This window comes from Saccharopolyspora gregorii, from assembly GCF_024734405.1.
In the GTDB taxonomy this organism is placed as follows: Bacteria; Actinomycetota; Actinomycetes; order Mycobacteriales; family Pseudonocardiaceae; genus Saccharopolyspora_C; species Saccharopolyspora_C gregorii.
Genome location: NZ_CP059556.1, coordinates 2,219,335 through 2,237,497, shown reverse-complemented (window position 1 = coordinate 2,237,497; position 18,163 = coordinate 2,219,335). Strand labels below are relative to the sequence as shown.

20 protein-coding genes and 1 pseudogene are annotated in these 18,163 nt (G+C 74.7%); 9 read left to right on the top strand and 12 right to left on the bottom strand.

Annotated features, from left to right (window positions below):
- Positions 1 to 100 precede the first annotated feature (100 nt).
- Genes H1226_RS09610 through H1226_RS09595 form a run of 4 tightly spaced genes read left to right on the top strand, consistent with a single transcriptional unit; the run spans position 101 to position 3,979 of the window.
- Positions 101 to 1,609: an ABC transporter substrate-binding protein gene (locus tag H1226_RS09610; RefSeq protein ID WP_258348527.1), complete on the top strand. Its 1,509-nt coding sequence runs from the start codon at positions 101 to 103 to the stop codon at positions 1,607 to 1,609.
- Positions 1,606 to 2,271, top strand: a complete 666-nt coding sequence (locus tag H1226_RS09605; RefSeq protein ID WP_258348526.1) for a class I SAM-dependent methyltransferase — start codon at positions 1,606 to 1,608, stop codon at positions 2,269 to 2,271. Before H1226_RS09610 ends, H1226_RS09605 begins: the two co-directional genes overlap by 4 nt.
- Positions 2,268 to 3,218, top strand: coding sequence for an ABC transporter permease (locus H1226_RS09600; protein ID WP_258348525.1), 951 nt, complete (start codon positions 2,268 to 2,270; stop codon positions 3,216 to 3,218). The genes H1226_RS09605 and H1226_RS09600 overlap by 4 nt, the downstream gene beginning before the upstream one ends.
- A complete protein-coding gene (locus H1226_RS09595) occupies positions 3,215 to 3,979 on the top strand; it encodes an ABC transporter permease (RefSeq protein ID WP_258348524.1) in 765 nt (254 codons plus the stop codon). The genes H1226_RS09600 and H1226_RS09595 overlap by 4 nt, the downstream gene beginning before the upstream one ends.
- Positions 3,980 to 3,989: 10 nt before the next feature.
- On the opposite strand, the gene H1226_RS09590 is transcribed toward H1226_RS09595, so the two are convergent.
- The gene (locus tag H1226_RS09590; RefSeq protein ID WP_258348522.1) at positions 3,990 to 4,715 is read right to left on the bottom strand and encodes an enoyl-CoA hydratase; all 726 of its coding nucleotides are present in this window, start codon (positions 4,713 to 4,715) and stop codon (positions 3,990 to 3,992) included.
- A gap of 179 nt (positions 4,716 to 4,894) precedes the next feature.
- Here H1226_RS09590 and H1226_RS09585 point away from each other — a divergent pair, with 179 nt between their 5' ends.
- Positions 4,895 to 5,677, top strand: a complete 783-nt coding sequence (locus H1226_RS09585; protein ID WP_224955478.1) for a nuclease-related domain-containing protein — start codon at positions 4,895 to 4,897, stop codon at positions 5,675 to 5,677.
- Here the strand turns inward: H1226_RS09585 and H1226_RS09580 are convergent.
- The 5 genes from H1226_RS09580 to H1226_RS09560 form a co-directional block, all read right to left on the bottom strand.
- The gene (locus H1226_RS09580; RefSeq protein WP_258348519.1) at positions 5,674 to 6,864 is read right to left on the bottom strand and encodes a DUF418 domain-containing protein; all 1,191 of its coding nucleotides are present in this window, start codon (positions 6,862 to 6,864) and stop codon (positions 5,674 to 5,676) included. The two genes, H1226_RS09585 and H1226_RS09580, sit on opposite strands and share 4 nt — an antisense overlap.
- A 103-nt stretch (positions 6,865 to 6,967) precedes the next feature.
- Positions 6,968 to 7,792, bottom strand: a complete 825-nt coding sequence (locus H1226_RS09575; protein ID WP_258348517.1) for an SAM-dependent methyltransferase — start codon at positions 7,790 to 7,792, stop codon at positions 6,968 to 6,970.
- Between the two features lie 69 nt (positions 7,793 to 7,861).
- Positions 7,862 to 8,311, bottom strand: a complete 450-nt coding sequence (locus tag H1226_RS09570; protein WP_224966006.1) for an acyl-CoA thioesterase — start codon at positions 8,309 to 8,311, stop codon at positions 7,862 to 7,864.
- A 10-nt stretch (positions 8,312 to 8,321) separates the two neighbouring features.
- A complete protein-coding gene (locus H1226_RS09565) occupies positions 8,322 to 9,050 on the bottom strand; it encodes a Clp protease N-terminal domain-containing protein (protein WP_258348512.1) in 729 nt (242 codons plus the stop codon).
- A gap of 32 nt (positions 9,051 to 9,082) precedes the next feature.
- A complete protein-coding gene (locus tag H1226_RS09560) occupies positions 9,083 to 9,499 on the bottom strand; it encodes a hypothetical protein (RefSeq protein WP_258348510.1) in 417 nt (138 codons plus the stop codon).
- Between the two features lie 23 nt (positions 9,500 to 9,522).
- Between H1226_RS09560 and H1226_RS28280 the strand changes: the two are divergent.
- From H1226_RS28280 to H1226_RS09545, 4 genes and pseudogenes are all read left to right on the top strand, one after another.
- Positions 9,523 to 9,684 (top strand): annotated as a pseudogene (locus tag H1226_RS28280) (GXWXG domain-containing protein); the annotation flags it as partial.
- Positions 9,658 to 9,915 carry a DUF4334 domain-containing protein gene (locus H1226_RS28115; protein WP_373690072.1) on the top strand — a complete coding sequence of 86 codons (258 nt, stop codon included), beginning with the start codon at positions 9,658 to 9,660 and terminating at the stop codon, positions 9,913 to 9,915. The pseudogene H1226_RS28280 and the gene H1226_RS28115, both read left to right, overlap by 27 nt.
- Before the next feature lie 23 nt (positions 9,916 to 9,938).
- Complete coding sequence (locus H1226_RS09550; protein WP_258348508.1) at positions 9,939 to 11,027, top strand: NAD(P)-dependent alcohol dehydrogenase; 1,089 nt, start codon at positions 9,939 to 9,941, stop codon at positions 11,025 to 11,027.
- Positions 11,028 to 11,230: 203 nt separating this feature from the next.
- Entirely contained in the window at positions 11,231 to 11,695 is a 465-nt protein-coding gene (locus H1226_RS09545) for an STAS domain-containing protein (protein WP_258348507.1), read from the top strand.
- A 152-nt stretch (positions 11,696 to 11,847) separates the two neighbouring features.
- Here the strand turns inward: H1226_RS09545 and H1226_RS09540 are convergent, their stop codons facing one another.
- The 6 genes from H1226_RS09540 to H1226_RS09515 form a co-directional block, all read right to left on the bottom strand.
- Entirely contained in the window at positions 11,848 to 12,213 is a 366-nt protein-coding gene (locus H1226_RS09540) for a cupin domain-containing protein (RefSeq protein ID WP_224955469.1), read from the bottom strand.
- A gap of 371 nt (positions 12,214 to 12,584) precedes the next feature.
- A complete protein-coding gene (locus H1226_RS09535; RefSeq protein ID WP_258348506.1) occupies positions 12,585 to 13,583 on the bottom strand; it encodes an aldo/keto reductase in 999 nt (332 codons plus the stop codon).
- A 257-nt stretch (positions 13,584 to 13,840) separates the two neighbouring features.
- Positions 13,841 to 14,746 (bottom strand): bifunctional methylenetetrahydrofolate dehydrogenase/methenyltetrahydrofolate cyclohydrolase, encoded by a 906-nt coding sequence (locus H1226_RS09530; RefSeq protein ID WP_258348504.1) that lies wholly within the window; start codon positions 14,744 to 14,746, stop codon positions 13,841 to 13,843.
- Positions 14,747 to 14,917: 171 nt separating this feature from the next.
- The gene (locus H1226_RS09525; RefSeq protein ID WP_224955466.1) at positions 14,918 to 15,394 is read right to left on the bottom strand and encodes a pyridoxamine 5'-phosphate oxidase family protein; all 477 of its coding nucleotides are present in this window, start codon (positions 15,392 to 15,394) and stop codon (positions 14,918 to 14,920) included.
- The gene (locus H1226_RS09520) at positions 15,391 to 16,113 is read right to left on the bottom strand and encodes a dienelactone hydrolase family protein (RefSeq protein WP_224966003.1); all 723 of its coding nucleotides are present in this window, start codon (positions 16,111 to 16,113) and stop codon (positions 15,391 to 15,393) included. The genes H1226_RS09525 and H1226_RS09520 overlap by 4 nt, the downstream gene beginning before the upstream one ends.
- A gap of 113 nt (positions 16,114 to 16,226) precedes the next feature.
- Positions 16,227 to 18,152 (bottom strand): YhgE/Pip domain-containing protein, encoded by a 1,926-nt coding sequence (locus tag H1226_RS09515; RefSeq protein ID WP_258348496.1) that lies wholly within the window; start codon positions 18,150 to 18,152, stop codon positions 16,227 to 16,229.
- Between the last annotated feature and the right edge of the window lie 11 nt (positions 18,153 to 18,163).

Below are 18,163 nucleotides of genomic sequence, written 5' to 3'. Positions count from 1 at the left end.
GCGCACCGGGAGGCGGAGAACACGTTCGGGCCGCCCGGCGTGGTTCCGGCGCCGTTGTCCGTGCAAAGATCCGCAGCGGTCTGTTGCAAGGAGCTTGCTGTTGCGAAGTGCTGGTGGATTCCTGGTGCTCGGGCTCGCGCTGCTGCTGGGCGGGTGCGGTTTCACCGGAGGCGGCGCGGACGAGGACGCGCTGGAGGTGGCGGTGACGATCCCGCCCCGGGCGGCCTGGTCGCCCGCCTCCGACGACGCGCTGCTGCTGCAGCGCCTCGGCGTCACCGAAACCCTCGTGCACGCCGGAGCCGACGGCGGCGCCCGCCCCGGGCTCGCGGAGAGCTGGCAACGCACCGCGCCGACCGAGTGGCGGTTCACCCTCGCCGCGGGCCTGCGTTTCCAGTCCGGTGAGCCGGTGACCGCGCAGGCCGCCGCCGACTCGATCGAACGCGTCGTGCACGCCCCCGCGCCGCCGCGCGCGCTGAACGGCACCGTCGAACGCGCCACCGCGCTCGACGAGCGCACCCTGGCGGTCCGCACCACCGGCCCCGACCCGATCCTGCCGCAGCGGCTGGGCGCCGCGAACGCCGCCGTGCTCGCGCCCGCCGCGATCCGCCCCGACGGCTCGGTCGATCCCGCGAAGGGCGTGGGCACCGGCCCGTTCGAGATCACCGCCGTCGACGGCGACCGGAGCGCGCAGCTGCGCCGCTACGACGGCCACCGCGGCGGACCGGCGAAGCTCGCCCGCGTCGAGGTGCGCTTCGTCCCCGACGCCTCCGCCCGGGTCAACGGGCTGCGCAGCGGCGAGTTCGACCTGATCGACAAGGTGCCGGTCGCGCAGCTCGGCGAGATCCGCGCCGACCCGGCGCTGCGGGCCGACGCGGTGGACCTGCCGCGCACCACGGCGCTGCACCTGAACACCGCGGGCGGCCCGTTCGCGGATCCGCGGCTGCGCGCCGCCGCCCGCGCCGCCATCGACCGGGCCGGACTGGTCAGCGGCGTCCTGCAAGGCCAGGGCGTCGCCGCGAGCCGCTACTTCGGCCCCGCCGTGCCGTGGAGCTCCCAGCACCCGCCGCCCGCGCCCGACCCGGCCGCCGCGCGCCGGGCGGTCACCGAGGTCGGCGGCGGCGCGCCGATCCCGATCACCATCGGCACCTACCCGGACCGGCCCGAGCTGCCCGCGCTGACCACCGTCGTCGCCGACGAGCTCGGCCGCGCCGGGTTCGCGGTGCGGATCGTGCAGGAACCGGCCGGGAGCATCGAGCCGCGGATCCTGTCCGGGGAGCTCGACGCCGCGGTGTACTCGCGCAACCAGCTCGTCGACGTGCCCGACGCCGCCGCCCACCTGGCCAGCGACTTCAGCTGCCGCGGCGGGTTCGGCCTGGACCACTTCTGCTCGCCCGAGCTGGACGCGCTGCTCGCCGAACTGCCCGCGATCAGCGATCCGGCGCGGCGCGCCGAGGTGTTCCGCCGCGCCGACGACCTGCTCGCCGACCGGATCGCCGGCATCCCGCTGGTGCACGAGCAGCAGCGCTTCGCCTACCGGGACGCGGTGCGCGGGGTGCCCGCCGACCCGCTGGAACGGGAATTCCTCACCAAGGAGGTCGAGCTCGGATGAGCGCGCCGATCGTCGACTACTGGAACGACCGCGCCCGCCGCGGCTACGACCAGCAGCCCGGGCAGGACCCGGCGCTGGACCTGTGGGCGAAGCGGATCTGCCCGCTCGTCGCGGACGCCGCCGGGCCGGGCGCCCGGGTGCTGGATTCGGGCTGCGGCACCGGATTCCTGGCGCGCATCCTCGCCGCCGACGGGCACCGCGTCACCGGGCAGGACGCCTCCCCGGGCATGCTCGCGGTCGCCGCCGAACGCGCCGCAGCCGACGGCCTCGCCGTCGACTGGCTCACCGGCGTCGCCGAAGAACCGCCCGCCGGGCCGTTCGACGTGGTCGTGACCCGCAACGTGCTGTGGACGCTGCCGGAACCGCAGCGCGCCGTAAACGCGTGGGCGCGGGTGCTGCGCCCCGGCGGGCTGCTGCTGATCAGCGACGGCCGGTGGGACGCGGCCTCGGTCGGCGACGACGCGACCGAGGAGCGGTTCAGCTCGTCCTACTCGGACGCGGCGCCGGAACTGCCGATGGGCGTGGACTTCGCGGGCTGCGCCGACCTCGTCGAGGGCGCCGGTTTCGTCGACCGCACCGACCGCACGGCGCTGTTCGACGGCGCCCCCTACCCGAGCGCCCCCGGGTTCTTCCTGCTGTCCGCCCGCGCCCCACGGCGGTGACCGGCGGTCGCGGCCTGCTGCTGCGGCTGGGCGTGGCGCCGGTGGTGGCGGCGCTGGTCGTGCTGGTCGCGGTGCTGCTGCCGGAGCTGACCGGGGTCGACGCGGCCCGCACCGTGCTCGCCGCCCGCTACGCCGACGCCGACCCGGATCCGGCGCTGCTGGCGGGGATCCGCGCCGAGCTGGGCCTGGACCTGCCGCTGCCGCAGCGGATCGCGGCGCGGTTCGGCGCGCTGCTCGGCGGCGATCCGGGCACCTCGTGGGTGTCCGGCGAACCGGTCGCGGCGCTGGTCGGGCCCGCGCTGCGGGTGTCGGTGGGCATCATGCTCGGCGCCGCGGTCCTCTCGTTCCTGGTCGGCCACCTGGCGGGGTTGGTGGCCGCGCGCCGGCCCGGTTCGGTGCTGGACCGGGCGATCTCGGGGCTGGTGCGGGTGTTCTCGGCGGTGCCGGAGTTCGCGCTCGCGCCGCTGCTGGTGCTGGTGTTCGCGGTCGGGCTGCACGCGCTGCCCAGTTCGGGCTGGCGCGGGCCGGAGTACGCGGTGCTGCCGCTGCTGTCGCTGGTCCCGTCGCTGGCGGTGCCGATCGCGGCCGTCACCCGGGAGCAGGTGGTGGCGCTGCGGCGGGAGAACTTCGCGGTCGCCGCCCGAGCCCGCGGGCTCGGCGAGACCCGGATCTGGGCGGTGCACCTGGCGCGGCCCGCGCTGCCCGCGGCGCTGTCGCTGCTCACCTACAACGCGGCCGGGGCGATCTCCGGCACCACCGCCATCGAGGTCGTCTTCGACATCCCCGGGCTCGGCAGCACCGTGGTGGAGGCGGTGCGGGCGCAGGACGTGCCGGTCGTGCAGGCCGGTCTGGTGGTGGCGGCGCTGGCCGCGCTGGCCGTCGGCGCGGTCGGCGACCTGCTCGGGCTGGCCGCCGAACCCCGCGCGCGGCGGGAGGCCCGGACGTGAGGGCGCGGCGCCGGGCCGCGCTCGTCGCCGCCGGGATCGGCGTGGCGGTGCTGGGCGTCGGGCTGACCGGCGATCCGCTGGTGACGGACATGGGCGCGGTGCTGCGGGCGCCGTCGCTCGCGCACCCGCTGGGCACCGACGAGCTCGGGCGGGACGTGCTGGCGCGGCTGGCGCACGGCGCGCTGCTCACCCTCGGCACCGCGGGGTCCGCGCTGGTCGTGGCGGTGCTGCTGGGACTGCTCGCCGGGTGCGCGACCGGGTGGAGCTCCTCGCCGGTGGCCGCGCTGGTGCGGGCCGGGGTGGACGTGGCCACCGCGCTGCCGCCGCTGATCGTCGCGCTGGTGACGACGCTGATCGCCGGGCCGAGCACGGCGGCGCTGCTGCTGGCGCTGGCCGGGGTGAGCTGGCTGCCGTTCGCGCGGCAGGCCGACGCGATGACCGCGCAGCTGCGGACCCGGAACTGGGTGCTGGCGCACCGGGCGCTCGGCGCGGGCCGGCTGCTGATCTGGCGGCGGTCGCTGCTGCCGTTCCTGGCTCCGGCGGCGGGGGCGCTGGCCGCGGTGCGGCTGCCCGCGCTGGTGAACACGGTGGCGGCGCTGGGTTTCCTCGGCCTCGGGCCACCGCCGCCGCGGCCGGAGTGGGGCGCGATGATCGCCGAATCGGTGGACCACCTGGGCACCGCCCCGTGGCTGCTGGCGGCGCCGGTGCTCGCCCTGGTGGCGGTGCAGACGATCGTGGCGGCCCTGGCTGCGGAGCGCTAGCGGCCGCTGCTCACCGGCCGTGGAAGCGGGGCGCGCGGCGTTCGGCGCGGGCCCGGCTCGCCTCGGCGGCGTCCTCGCTGGCCCAGCAGGCGTCGTAGGCCCGTTCCAGGTCGGCGTCCGGCACCTCGGTGTCGAGGGAGTTCAGCGCGAGCTTCGCGTAGCGCAGCGACAGCGGTGCCAGCTCGGCGATCTCCCGCGCCCAGCTCACCGCGTCCGCGTGCGACCCGATCCGGTCCACCAGGCCGCGCTCGTGGGCGGTGGTGGCGGCGAGGCGTTCCCCGGCGAGCAGCAGCGCGCGGGCGGGCCCGCCACCGGCGAGCAGCGACAGCCGCCGCACGGTCCACGGGTCCACGGCGAGGCCGTTGCGCGCGGTGGGCACCGCGAAGTAGGCCTCGGGGCCGGCGACCCGGAGGTCGGCGGCGAGCGAGAGCTGCGCGCCGGCGCCGACGGCGGGCCCGTTGATCGCGGCGAGCACCGGCACCGGCGCATCGAGCACGGACCGCAGCGCGGTGTAGAGCGCGTCCCGGAACTCGTCGCCGTACACGCCGTCCAGGTCGGCGCCCGCGCAGAACGTGCTGCCCTCGCCGGTGAGCACGAGCGCGCGGGCGCCCTGCTCGACCTGCTCGGCGACGGCGGCGGCGAGCCCGCGGCAGTGCTCCAGGTCGAGGGCGTTGCGCCGTTCGTGCCGGTCGAGCGCGATCAGCCCGACCGTCCCGTCCCACCCGGTGCTGATCATCGCGCGCGTCCTCCCCGAAGCGGTGGTCCTGCACCGGCCAGTGCACCACTCCCGCTCCGCGGACGGTCCCCTCCCCGCACCAGATCACATCCGCCCGCTCCCCCGGTGGGCCGTGCCCCGCGGGACTGCGCGGCGGGACCAGCTCAGGGGGTGCGGACCGCGGGCAGTACGGTTCCGGGGTGCGCGTCGAGGTGCTCTCCGATCATCCGCGGTCCGAGGCCCGCCGGACCGAACAGGCCGCGCGGGAGCGGCACGCCCGCTACGAGCAGGAGGTGGCGCGGACGCGGGAGCGCCACGCCCGCCGCCGCTGGTGGCAGGTCTGGAAGCTGCCCGCCCAGTGGCGGGAACTGCGGCGGCTGCGGGAGCTGCGCCCCACCGACGACGCGGCGGTCCAGAACCGGCTCGCCCAGCAGGAAGCGGGCATCGAGGCGGAGGACGCGGTGGCCACCGCGCTGGAACGCCTCTCCGACGACTGGGTCCTGTTCCGCGGCTACCGCAACCGACGCGGCGAGGTGGACCACCTGGTGGTCGGCCCCGGCGGGGTGTGGGCGGTCGAGGTGAAGAACCACTCGGGCCGGGTGCACGCCGACGGCGATTCCTGGCGTTCGGAGGTGTTCGACCGCTACGGCAACCACGTGGAGGACCGCACCCTCGCGGACCGCAGTGGCCGCAGCTGGGGCCGCCAGGTCCGCGACGTGTCGAAGGCGCTCGCCGACTTCCTGCGCCAGCGGGGCCGCCAGGTGCTGGTGCGGCCGGTGCTGGTGGTGGTGAACCCGCGCGCGGAGATCGGTTCGGTGCGGCGCAGCGGGCTGGCGCTGGTCACCGCGAGCCTCGACGAGCTGGTGCGCACCCTGCGGCAGGCACCACCGACGCTCGGCCCGGCGTCCGCGGAGGAGGTGGCGCGGCTGGTGCGCCGCGATCACGCGTTCCACGAGAAGCGCCGGGCCCAGCGCGACGGCTAGCGGCCGATCCGGGCGGCGGGCGCCGCCGAGACCAGGTGCAGCACCCGTTCCAGCGGTCCGCGCCCGAGCAGCGCCCGCCACACCACGGCGAACACCACGACGATCGCGGTCAGCAGCAGCCACGTCAGGTGCGGCCCGGTCCGCTGCATCGCCGTCAGGCCGTCGGTCCCGATGGCGGCCAGCAGCACGATGTGCCCGGCGTAGGCGGTGAGCGCGAGCGCACCCACGGCCGCGATCGGCGCCAGCACCCGCGCCCGCTCCACGAACATGCACAGCCCGATGACCAGCAACGCCGCCCCGGTGGCCCCGACGACCTCGAACGGGCTGCCGCTGTGCGCGCCCGCCGAGAGCAGCATGACCGGGCTGCCCGTCGGGACCGCACCGAAACCCCTGCTCAGCAGCACGTCCACCAGCTCCGGCGGCAGCGCGTCGCCGTAGGACGCCAGCACCTGCTCGCGGCCGCCGAACACGTTCATCGCCAGCCACGACCCGCCGTAGCCGGCCAGCGCCAACCCGGCCCCGAGCAGCGCGACCGGTCCGCGCGCGGCGCGCAGGTCGATCCGGCCCAGCGCCATCCCGGCCAGCACGAACGGCAGCCAGGTCAGCACCGGGTAGCCGCCGTCCAGCAGCACGTGCTGGAACGCGGCAGCCGCCCCCGACCAGGACGTGAAGTCGCCGAGGTGCGGGATCGCACCGAATTCGCCCGCGGGCGGCATCGCGTCCCGGATCAGGTAGGACGCCAGCGGGGCCGCGATCGCCAGCACCCCGGCCAGCACGCCCAGCGTCCTGGCGCGCAGCCGCAGCAGCGGCAGGGCCAGCAGGAACAGCACGCCGTACGAGGTGAGGATCACCATCACCGGCGCGTCGAGCATGCTCAGCACCAGTCCCAGCCCGAACAGCACGACCGCGCGCACCGCGATCCGCACCGCCACCTGCCGCCGCCGGACGCCTTCCACCGGCGCCGTCCCGCCGCTGAGCAGGGCGATCGACAGCCCGGCCAGCACCGCGAACAGGGCGGCGGACCGGCCGGACACGAGTCCGAACAGCCAGCTCTGCGGTGGCCCCGTGTGCGCGACGAACATGCCGAGCACGGCGAGCCCCCGCGCGATGTCCACTCCGATCAGCCGCCCGGTCCCGGGCCGGCTGATCCGTTCCGTCTTCTGGGATGAAATTTCTGTCGTGCTCACCCGATCATGCTCGCCGGGCGGGGCCGATCGCCGAATCGTCCTCCAGGCCACCGCGCCTACGACTTCGGGCCGACGATGGGCTCCGAGGCCTTGCCTGATCGGTCTACGCGGGGTCCCCGATGCGCGCCAGGCCCGCGCGGTACACGATCCGTTCCGGCGGCAGCTGCGGTTCCGCTTCGGGGCGCCAGTGCGAGGGCGCGACGACGCCCGGCGGCACGAGTTCCATGCCGGCGAACAACCGGCCGATCTGCTCGGGCGACCGCCAGTAGCTGGGCGGGTTCACGTCCCGGTACAGCTCGGCGATGCGGGCGGCGGTCTCCGGCGCCAGCCACTGCGCGGTGGAGTGCGAGACGGCGAGGTAGCTGCCGGGGGCGAGCTGGGCGACGTAGCGGCGCACGAGCTCGGCGACCTCGGCGTCGTCCTCGATGAAGTTGAGCACCGACACCATCAGCAGGCCCAAGGGGCGGCTGAAGTCGAGCAGCCTGGTCTCCTCGGCCCGTTCGAACACGGTCTCCGGGTCCCGCAGGTCGGCGTCGACGATCTCGACCTGCTTCACGTCGGTGATCAGCTGCCGGGCGTGCGCGACCGTCACCGGCTCGTTGTCGACGTAGACGACGCGGACGGCCGGGTCGAGCCGGTGCGCGATGTCGTGCACGTTGCCCGCGGTCGGGATGCCGGAACCGAGGTCGAGGAACTGGTCGATGCCCTGGTCGACGAGGTACCGCACGACGCGGCCGAGGAAGCCCCGGTTGGCGCGGATCGAGGGCACCACGTCGGGATTGGCGGCGAGGGCCCGGTCCGCGGCCTCCCGATCCGCTTCGAAGTTGGTGGATCCGCCGAGGTAGTAGTCGTACATGCGGGCCGAGTTGGGGCGCCGCAGGTCGATGCCCTCGGTGTCGGCGGGACGTCCTCCCGGCCACCGGTCCATGGACCCACCTCCGACTCACCCGCACCGGAGTCGCCGGCGGCGGTCGGCCGCGACGGTCCGGCCGCGGTTTCAGCTACCGAGCGACCGCAGTCCGGCGAGCGCCGTCCTGATGCGCTCGGGCACGCGGACCGGGCGTCGCGTCTCACGGTCGACGTACACGTGCACGAACCGGCCCACCGAGGCCGGTTCGTCGGCTCCCCCGCCGAAGACGGCGAGGCGGTACACGACACTGGTATTGCCCACCCGCTCCAGGCCCACACCCACTTCGACGTCCTCGGGGAAGCCGAGCTCGGCGAGGTAGCGGCAGTTGGTCTCGACGACGAGCCCGATCTCGGGGAAGTCGCGGATGTCGGCACCGGTGGCGCGGATCAGCCAGCCGTTGACCGCGGTGTCGAACCAGGAGTAGTGCACGACGTTGTTGACGTGGCCGTAGACGTCGTTGTCCGCCCACCTGGTGGTGATGGGCCACAGCACGGTGAAGTCGCCGCGGCGGGGAAGTCCTTCGGCGGGTTCGGCCATGCCGCGCAGCCTACTCGCCGGTAACGGCGGGCTGCTCCGGCCGGTCGGCGACCTCGGCGCGCACGCGTTCCTCGATCTCGGGCTTGCGCAGCCCGAGGGCGGTGAGCACGCCGGCGCCGCCCTCGTGCTCCAGCAGGGCCAGCAGCAGGTGTCCGGTGCCGACGTGCTGGTGGCCGAGGCGCAGCGCTTCCCGGAAGGTCAGTTCCAGCGCCTTCTTGGCGCCCGCGTCGAACGGGATCAGGGCCGGGACGTCGGTTCCGCCGGGCGGCAGCGGCGCGGTGGCGGCGCGGCGCAGCGCTTCCGGGGTGACGCCGTCGGCGGCCAGCACCCGGGCGGCGGTCGCGTCGGGCGCGGCGAGCAGGCCGAGCAGCAGGTGCTCGGTGCGGATCTCGACGTGCCCCGCGGCGTGCGCCTCGTTCTGCGCGGCGACGACGGCGCTGCGCGCGGGGCCGGTGAACCGGCTGAAGCCCTGCTCCGAGGAGAGGTCGGGGCCTTTGAAGCGCTTCTGCGCAGCCTGCTTGGTGACGCCCATGCCGACGCCGATGTCCTTCCAGGACGCGCCGGAGCGGCGGGCCTGGTCGACGAAGTGGCCGATGAGGTGGTCGGAGATCTCGCCGAGGTGGTCGGCGGTGAGGACGGCGGCGGAGAGCCGGTCGAGCGCGTCGGTGTGCACGCTCGTGATCGCCGCGATCAGGTCGTCGAGCCGGACGGGAGGGGACAGCTGGAGGGGTTCGCTCATGCGTCAACCCTAGGTTGACCGAATGCCAATCGTCAACCTCCAGTTGACGGCAGCTCGGCGATCCGCTGCGCGGCCACCACCGCGGCCCGCCGGATCCCCGCGGCGTCCCGGCCGCGCGCCCCGCCGTCCAGCTTCCCGATCGCCAGCGCGGACAGCGCCATCGACCGCGCGATGCCCAGCAGCACGATCAGCAGGTCCGCCGGGTGCCAGGACGGGTCGACGTGCCCCTCGGCCTGGCCGCGCCGGATCTCGTCGATCTTCGGCCGCAGCGCGGTGAGCCGCAGGTCGTCGGCACCCAGCCGCTTCGGTTCGTCCAGGTCGATCCACGCCTGCAACCGGGCGCTCTGCGGGTGGTCCAGGTAGTGGTCGAACAGCCGGCCCACGTAGCCCGGGACGTCCTCGCCGCGCAGCGCCGTGCGCTCGTCGATCTCGGCGACCCAGCGGCGCACGACCGCCCGACGAACTCGACGAGATCTGGGCGGCGCTGCCCACCGTCGCCGCCGCGGACGTGCTGGGCGCGTGGCGCGGCGCGGACTTCGCCACCGGGCACCGACTCTCCCGGTAACTGGTCGCCGCGCGCTGGCACGGCAAGACCTTCCGCTCGGCGCTGGACGCGAAACCGCTCATCTGCCGCGACGAATCCGGCGAGCTGTTCTCCGACGTCCGGCTCGGCGGCGGGGAGGCCACGCTGTGGAACGTCGAGTTCCGCGGCGAGGTGACCGCGACGATGGTCTACGACGGGCGCCCCGTGCTCGACCACTTCAAGCAGGTCGACCCGGCCACGCTGATGGGGATCATGAACGGCAGGCCGGAGCAGGTGCTCGACGACGGCCGCCACTACTACTTCCTGCTCGAACGCGACTGACCCCGGCAGCGCAGGAGATCCCCGTGCAGATCACCGCGGCGGTCGCCCCGGAACCGGGCGCCGAGTTCGTGCTGGAGACCGTCGAGCTCGACGAGCCGCGCGCCGACGAGATCCTGGTCCGCGTCACCGCCTCCGGCCTGTGCCACACGGATCTGATCACCAAGGACGATCCGCGCCGGCGCGAACCGGTCGTGCTCGGCCACGAGAGCACCGGGACCGTCGAGCGGGTCGGCGCCGAGATCACCGGCATCCGGCCGGGCGACCGGGTGGCGCTGAGCTACCGCAGCTGCGGCGCGTGCCGCCGGTGCGCGGCGGGCGACCGGGCCTACTGCGCGCGGGCGCGGCGGCTCAACGGATCCGGCAGGCGGCCCGACGGCTCCCCCACCCTGACCTGGCGCGGCGCACCGCTCGGCGGCTCGTTCTTCGGGCAGTCCGGTTTCGCCACCTACGCGCTGGCGACCGCGGACAACGCGGTGGTGCTGCCGGACGCGGTGGACCCGCTGGTGGCGGCGCCGCTGGGCTGCGGGTTCCAGACCGGGGCCGGGGCGGTGCTCAACGTGCTGCGGCCCGCGCCCGAGGACTCCCTGGTGGTTTTCGGCGCCGGCGGAGTGGGCCTGGCCGCGCTGCTCGCCGCCCGAGCGGCCGGGGTGCGCACCACGATCGCCGTGGACGTGCTGCCCGAACGCCGCGCGCTGGCGCTGCGGCTCGGTGCCGGTGCGGCGCTGGACCCGGGCGCGGACGACCTGGTCGCGCGGGTGCGGGAACTCACCGGCGGCGGCGCCACGCACGCGCTGGAGGCGACCGGGCTGGCCCCGGTGTTCGAGCAGGCGCTGGCCGCGCTGGGCGCCACCGGAGCGCTGACCGTGGTCGGGCTCGGCGCGGCGTCGGCCCGGCTGGACCTGCGCGACCTGCTGCACCGGGGCAAGACCGTGCGCGGCTGCATCGAAGGCGACGCGGTGCCGCAGCGGTTCATCCCGGAGCTGCTGGCGCTGCACGCGGCCGGGCGGTTCCCGGTGGCCGAGCTCGTCACCGCCTACGCCTTCGCGGACATCAACCGGGCCGTCGCCGACCAGCGCGCGGGACGGGTGCTCAAACCGGTGCTCACCTGGTGATCCGGTCCGGCTTCACCGCGGCGCCGCGACGGGTTCCGCGCCCGGACCGCGCGTCCCGGTTCCGCCCCCCGGGGTTGCACCGGCAGGTAGCGTGGGAATCGGTTGAGCCCACAGCCGCGACAAGTTTTTCGCCACCGAGGGCGTGCGCTCGGCCATCACCGCCCGCTGCTGCCGTCCGCTCTCGGTTTCCCCCAGGAGGCGGCATGCCTGTGACTCCCGTACGCACCACCACCACCGACGCGCCGGCGCTGGACGTCCCGGTCGGCGCCGGCCCCGGCATCCCGGACCGACGCCCGCCCGAGGCCTCCCCGCCGCCGCGCGCCGGGGGTGGGGCGCTGGAGCTGGAGCTGCACCGCCCCGACCCGCGCACGATCCTGCTCTCCGCCCGCGGCGAGATCGACGCGGGCAGCGCGGGGCGGCTGCGCGAACTGCTGTGGCACCGGCTCTCGTCGTGCACCGGGACCGTGGTGCTGGACCTGGCCGCGATCACCTTCGTCGACACGGCCTGCCTGCACCTGCTGGACCAGTGCCAGCGCCGGGCGGACCAGCACGACATCTCGTTCCGGGTGGTGCTCGACGAGCGCGGCCTGCTGGACCGGCTGCTGGAGCTGGCGGACGCGCGGGTGCGGTTCCTGACCTTCGCGGACCTGCCGAGCGCGCTGCGCTGACGTCCGGGCCGCTCAACCAGCCCGGTCGAGCAGGCGGCCGGTCGAGCAGGCCGTCGGTCGAGCAGGCGGCTCGGTGAAGCAGGTGGCCGACGGGTGGCCTGGTGGAGCAGGCGGCCGGCCGGGTGGCCTGGTGGAGCAGGCCGCCCGGTCGGTCAGGCCGCCCAGTCGATGCCGATCGGCCCGTCGGAGACGAGCAGGAATTCGCAGCCCTCGGCGGGATCGGCTTCCTCCGGTCCGTACACGTGCCCGGCCCGGACGCCGCGCACCGAGCCCGCGCGGACCCAGCCCTCGTCGCCGAACCGCAGCGCGCCCTTGACCAGGTGGTAGGTCGTGTTGAACGGGTGGCTGTGCTCGGGCGCGGCGTAGCCGGGCGGGAACCAGGCGTAGAAGACGTTCGGCGCGAGGATCTTCACCTGGGCGGCCTGGTCGCCGCCGGGCAGGTGCGGGTCCTCGTACGGAACCCACGGTTCCTCGTCGAGGACCTTCGCCCACACGGCAGGGGCGTCGTCGATGCTCATCGTGGTGGATCTCCAGTCGGGAACCGGGTCGGCACGCTTCGTTCGACGGACAGTGTGCCCCGCCGCGACCACCGGAGATCCACCCACCCCGCGTCGTTTTTCGGAATATACCTGCGGTTTTATGCCTCGGCCGAGATCATCTCACCGTCGGAACCGGAGAACTCGCGGACGGCGCCGATTCACGGTCCACATAGGACCAACGGACGCCGGTTCGCACCGCACGGTCCCGGATCTTCGCGATCAGTCCACAATGGCCACCGCGAGCTCCCCGCGGAACTCCGCCCCCGAACCGGTGAACCGCGTTCCACCGACGGGCGGAACCGCCGTACCGGCGGGTGGCCGCCGCGCCGGGCGACCACCCGCGGGCACGATCAGCGGCCGAGACCGCCGCGCAGGTTCGCGGTGTACCGCTCCCCCGCCGTGGAACCGGGCGGGAAGATCTCGGACAGCTCGGCGACCACCTCGGCGGGCAGCACCAGCCGGGCCGCCTCCAGGTTCGCGTCGAGGTTCGCCGCGCGCCGCGTCCCCGGGATCGGCACCACGTCCTCGCCCTGGGCGATCAGCCAGCCCAGCGCCAGCGCGGCCGGGGTGGTGCCGAGCTCCTCGGCGCGGGCGCGCAACCGGTCCACCCTGGTCAGGTTCTGCTCCAGCGCGTCCGCGGCGAACCGCGGGTAGCGCGCCTGCCTGCCCTCCAGGTTCTCCACGTCGGCGGCGCTGCGGATGGACCCGCCGAGCACGCCGCGCCCCAGCGGCGAGTACGCCACCAGGCCCACGCCCAGCTCCCGCGCGGCGGGCAGCAGTTCCGCCTCCACGTCCCGGGTGAACAGCGAGTACTCCTCCTGCGTGACGGCGATCGGATGCACCGAGTGCGCCCGCCGCAGCGTGTCCGCGGAGACCTCGGAGACCCCGATGTGCCCGACCTTGCCCTGCTGCACCGCCTCCGCGATCGCGCCGACGCTGTCCTCGATCGGAGTGGACGGGTCCACCCGGTGCAGGTAGTACAGGTCGATCCGGTCGGTGCCGAGCCGCTTCAGGCTGGAGTCGATCGCCTGGTGGATCCGCTCCGGACGCCCCAGCCCTTCGCCGCCGCCCGCGCCGGTCTTGGTGGCCAGCACCACCCGGTCCCGCAGCCCGCCGGACAGCGCCCGGCCGATCAGCTGCTCGTTGTGCCCGTTCCCGTAGACGTCGGCGGTGTCGATCAGCGTGATCCCGGCCTCGACGAGGTGGTGGATGAGCCGTTCGGACTCCGCGTCGTCGGCCGCGCCGTACACCCCGGACAGCCCCATCGCCCCGTACCCGAGGGCACTGACCGCGGGACCGCCCGCGCCGAGCCGGTGCTGCGGGATGTCGTCTCGTCGAGCCACAGTCATCAGTCGGTGACCTTCCTCGTCGCCGTCGTCCGCGCCCGCTGCGCGGACACCCGTTCGTCCGGCGCAACGACGCGACGGCCCCGACCGTTCCCGCTCGGCCCGATGTTCCCGGATCGTGGGCCCCACCGGGCCGGCGGCGCCCCCGCCAGGTGGGAGTCCGCCACCTGCCGGATCGGCTGCCCGCCCGGCCACGCACCTGCCGGAGACCACCGGGCGCGCGGGCCGTTCAGCCGGGCCCGGAGCGGTGTCCGCCGAGGTCAGCTGTGCCAGTTGCGGTAGAGCCGCACCGCGTTGCGCAACGCCATCGTCACCGTCATCGGGCCGATGCGCGGGACGAACACCCCGGCCGCGTCCACGACGTCCTCGTCGTAGTTCTTCAACGTGGAGAAGTTGATGCAGGTCGCGCCCGGCTTGATCTCGGCGGCGCGCACCACGGGGAACTCGCGGGAGGGCACCCCGGTCACCACCACGTCCGCCTCAGCGAGGGCGGTGGCGCGGTCCACGCCGGTCGGCCGGACCTGGAAGGCGCCCTCCTCCCGCGCGGGCAGGTAGGACAGCGGGCCGTCGATGTCGAACGAGGTGACCTCGGCGCCGTCGTTGGCCATCATCGCCGCCAGCGGCTGGCCCACGATCTCGCTGCGGTTGAACACGCAGGCCTTCAGCCCGGCCAGCGGCTGCGCGGCACCGGTGCGGGTGATCCCGGCCTGCTCGACGAGCTTGAGCACCGCGAGCGGGGTGCACGGCAGCACGGCGCGCTTGGTGCGCTCGGCGTCGATGTAGCGGCGGTTCTCGTAGAGGCAGCGGCTCCAGAAGGAGTGCAGGCCCTCCACGTCCTTGCGAGGGTCGACGAGCTCGCGCAACCAGCGGTCCTGCGCCAGCCCCATGATCGGGTAGTACAGGAAGATGCCGTGCACGCCCGGGTCGCTGCCCGCCTCGTGCACCGCGCGCTCGACCTCGCCCGCGGGCAGCACCCGCTGGTCGAAGCGGATCCCGACGCTCTCGCAGCCGCGCCGGGTGTACTCGGCGTAGGTCTGGGTGGGGCCGTCCCCTTCGACGCGGAAACCGGTCAGCGTCAGCGGTTCCGGCAGCGCGGCCACCTCGGCGCGGATCTCCGCGCGGAAGGTGTCGGCGAGGGCACTGGGATTGAGGAGTCGAGCGGCCACGGGTAGTTCTCTAGCACAGCGGCCGGTGCTCGGCGACGCCGCCCCGGAGTGGCCCGCAGCGCGCTGACCTCCTGTTCCACCGATCTTCCTGGTGCCGCGGGCGGCATCGGCCAGCGGTGGTGTGTCGGATGTCAACCGCCGGAAGCGCGAGATCGGGTGGTGCGCGCGGGGTCAGCGGAGCTCGGCGAGCTTCCGGAAGTCCCAGCTGCTGATCTTCGTCGGCGTGACGCGCAGCCAGCCGTGCCTGCCGTCGTGGATCATCTCGTCGCCGCCGAGGTACTTGCGGGCGAACAGCGGCTCGATCTCGGCGAGGGCCGGTTCGGGTTCGCCGGTGCGCGGCGCCTCGCCGACGACCTCGGCGGTGCCGCTGATCTCCACGCCGCGCAGCTGCTGGTACTCGGTGCCCGCGTCGACGACGACGCTGATCCGCGGATCGCGCCGCAGGTCCGCCCAGCGCTTGCTGCGGGTGAGGGAGTTCAGCCACAGCGCGGAACCGTCCCAGCCGAACCAGAGCGGCGTGGCGTGCGGTCCGTCGGGCCCGATGGTCGCGACCCGGCAGGTGCGTTCGGCGGCGAGGAACGCGTCGAGCTCCTCGCGGCTCATGGCGATGCGGCGGCCGCGCTTCTGCGGCCGGAGTTCGTCGGTCATCCCCGCTCCCCTTCCGGTCCCAAGTGCTCCGCGAAGAACGACAGGACCCGGCGCCACGCGTCCTCGTCGGCTTCCCGGTCGTAGCCGATGCCGGCGACCCGCAGCAGCGGGCCGAACGGGCCGACCTTCAGCTTGTTGGCGAAACCGTGCCCGGCGTCGGGGTACTCCTCGACGTCGTGCGGCACGCCGAGCTCGGTGAGGTGCGATTCGAGCAGGTCCGCCGCGCCCCGGAGCGCGCGGTCCTTCCCGCCGAAGCTGGCCACGACGGGGCAGGCGCCGTCGAGCACGGACCGGTCGTGCGGGACCTGCCCGTAGTAGGGCGCGGCGGCGTCGAACCCGCGCGGCGCGGCGAGCAGCGCGAAGCCACCGCCCATGCAGAAACCGACGACGCCGACCTTCCCGGTGCAGTCCTCGCGGTCGGCGAGCGCGCGCCGGGCGGCTTCGACGTCCTCGAAGGCCTGGCCGCTGCCGGTGCTGAGCTGGCGGAAGACGGTGCGCACGCAGCGCGCGAACCCGCCGCGGGTGTAGAGGTCGGGTGCGATGGCGAGGAAGCCCTCGGCGGCGAACCGGTCGGTGATGGCCCGCGCGTCCTCGGTCATGCCGAACGCGTCGTGCACCACGACCACGCCGGGCCACGGTGGTGCCCCGGAGATCGAGGGGTAGGGCGCCGCGAGGTGGACGCGGAGGTCGCCGTCCGAGGTGGGCACGGTCGTGGTCACGGGATCGAACCTAACTCCTCGTCGCGGTGCTGTCACTCGTCCGCCCGCCCCGGACAGGTGTGGCGCGGCCCCGGGAGGGACCGCGCCACACGTCCGCAGTGGACTTCAGCGGATCACGCCTCCGCCGTCCGCGCGGTGAACCCGGTGAGCCGGGTGGCCCGCACGGTGCGCCCGCGCTCGACGGCCAGGTACGTCACCACCAGACCGGCGAGCCCCCAGATCACCAGCAGCACCACGGTGCCGCCGCCCGGCGCGGAGCCGTCCACCACGGCACGCAGCGCGTCCTGCGCGGGCCCGACCGGCAGCGCCGCGAGCACCGAGTTCAACGCGGAGGGCACCGCGGTGATGAACCCGGTCGCCAGCAGCACCACCGCGACGAGCATCGCCAGGAACCGGCCGGTGCCGCGCAGCGCGCCCGCCAGCGCCTGGTTCACCGCGGTGAACGCGACGGCGGTGAGCATCGCCAGACCGGCGCAGCCGAACCAGCCGCCCACCGACAGGTCCTGCGCGATGCCGACGACGACCGCGACCAGCAGCCCCTGCGCGAGCCCGACCACCGCGGGCAGCCGGAACTGCCGCAGCGCCAACGAGAACGAAGACCGGGTGGATTCCAGCGCCCGGCGCGGCACCGCGCGCAGCACCAGGAACGTGGCGACCGCACCGACCCACAGCGCCAGCACCGCGTACAGCGCGATCCCGGAGGAACCGAACCCGAGGCTGCTGCCCTCCGCGGTGGTGATCGGGTTGGCGACGGTCTTGGCGAGCTTGTCGCGGTCGCCGTCGGGGTAGCTGGGCAGCTGGTCCACGGCCTGGTCGAGGCCGGAGGACAGCTGCCCGGTGCCGTCGCCGAGCTGGTGCGCGCCGTCGGAGAGCCCGCGCACGCCCTGGGCGAGCTGGTCGGCGCCGTCGGCGAGCTGCCCGGCACCGCCCCCGGTCTGCGAGATCCCGTCGGCGAGCTGGCCCACGCCGCCGTCGAGCTGCTGGGCACCGTCGTGGAGCTGGTCGATGCCGCCGGACAGGGCGACGAGCCCGCCACCGGACTCGGGGGTCTTCCCGGCGAGCGCGGCGAGCCCGCCGGACACGCCGGTGCTGGCCTGCTGCAGCTGCCCGGCACCGTCGCCGAGCGCCTTCGCGGTGGCCGCCTGGATGGCGATCTTGTTACAGATGGGCAGCGTGCCGGGCGGGCACTCCTTGCTCATCTCGGCGAGGCTTTCGGACATGCCCTGGAGACCACCGGAGAGCTGCTGCACGCCCTGGGCCTCCTGCGCGGACACGTCGGCGAGCTGGCCGACCTGGCCGGGCAGCTGCGCGGTCTGCTCCTTGAGCTGGCCGATGCCGTCGGCGAGCCCGCCCATCCCGGTCTTGAGCTGCTGCGCGCCGCCTTCGAGCGCGCCGATGCCGTCGGCGAGCGCCCGCGAACCGTCCGCGAGCTGGTCGGCGCCACCGGCGAGCTGGTCGGTGCCGCCCGCGAGCTGCTGCGCGCCGTCGGCGAGCGAGGTCGCCCCGTCGGAGGCCTCGCCGAGCTTGTCGCCGAGCGTGTTGAACCCGACGAACACGTTGTCCAGGTAGGTCGTGGTCAGCTGCCTGCCGAGCAGGTCAGCGGCCGTGTTGGTGACGACCCGGCTGATCGCCTCGTCCGCGAACTTGCTGCGGCCGCCGGTGCTGACGTCGATGGTGGCCTTCTTCGCCTGCGCCGGGTCGCCGGAGAAGGAGGTGGCGGCGGCGGAGAAGTTCTCCGGGATCGTCACGACCGCGGCGTAGCTGCCGTCCGCCAGGCCGTCGGCGGCGGTCTGCGGGGTGGCGAACTCCCAGCTGTAGTTGCTCTCGATCTCGCCGCCGACGAGCTTCGCGGACAGCTGCCGCCCGAGCGGGGTGAGCTGGCCGTTCACCTCGACCGGTTCGTCGTTGTTCACGACGGCGGCCTTGACGTCCTTCAACCGGTCCTCGGGTTTGCCCAGCGACCAGATCAGCAGGCCCGCGATCGCCAGCGGTACCAGCAGCAGGCCGATCAGGGGGAGGATCAAGCGGCGCTTCGCCATCGTCTGATTAC

Coding starts and splice junctions, on each gene's coding strand:
- H1226_RS09605 (WP_258348526.1), top strand. CDS start 1,606: ATGAGCGCGCCGATCGTCGACTACTGGAACGACCGCGCCCGCCGCGGC.
- H1226_RS09590 (WP_258348522.1), bottom strand. CDS start 4,715: ATGATCAGCACCGGGTGGGACGGGACGGTCGGGCTGATCGCGCTCGAC.
- H1226_RS09575 (WP_258348517.1), bottom strand. CDS start 7,792: ATGGACCGGTGGCCGGGAGGACGTCCCGCCGACACCGAGGGCATCGAC.
- H1226_RS09570 (WP_224966006.1), bottom strand. CDS start 8,311: ATGGCCGAACCCGCCGAAGGACTTCCCCGCCGCGGCGACTTCACCGTG.
- H1226_RS09565 (WP_258348512.1), bottom strand. CDS start 9,050: ATGAGCGAACCCCTCCAGCTGTCCCCTCCCGTCCGGCTCGACGACCTG.
- H1226_RS09545 (WP_258348507.1), top strand. CDS start 11,231: ATGCCTGTGACTCCCGTACGCACCACCACCACCGACGCGCCGGCGCTG.
- H1226_RS09540 (WP_224955469.1), bottom strand. CDS start 12,213: ATGAGCATCGACGACGCCCCTGCCGTGTGGGCGAAGGTCCTCGACGAG.
- H1226_RS09535 (WP_258348506.1), bottom strand. CDS start 13,583: ATGACTGTGGCTCGACGAGACGACATCCCGCAGCACCGGCTCGGCGCG.
- H1226_RS09525 (WP_224955466.1), bottom strand. CDS start 15,394: ATGACCGACGAACTCCGGCCGCAGAAGCGCGGCCGCCGCATCGCCATG.
- H1226_RS09515 (WP_258348496.1), bottom strand. CDS start 18,152: ATGGCGAAGCGCCGCTTGATCCTCCCCCTGATCGGCCTGCTGCTGGTA.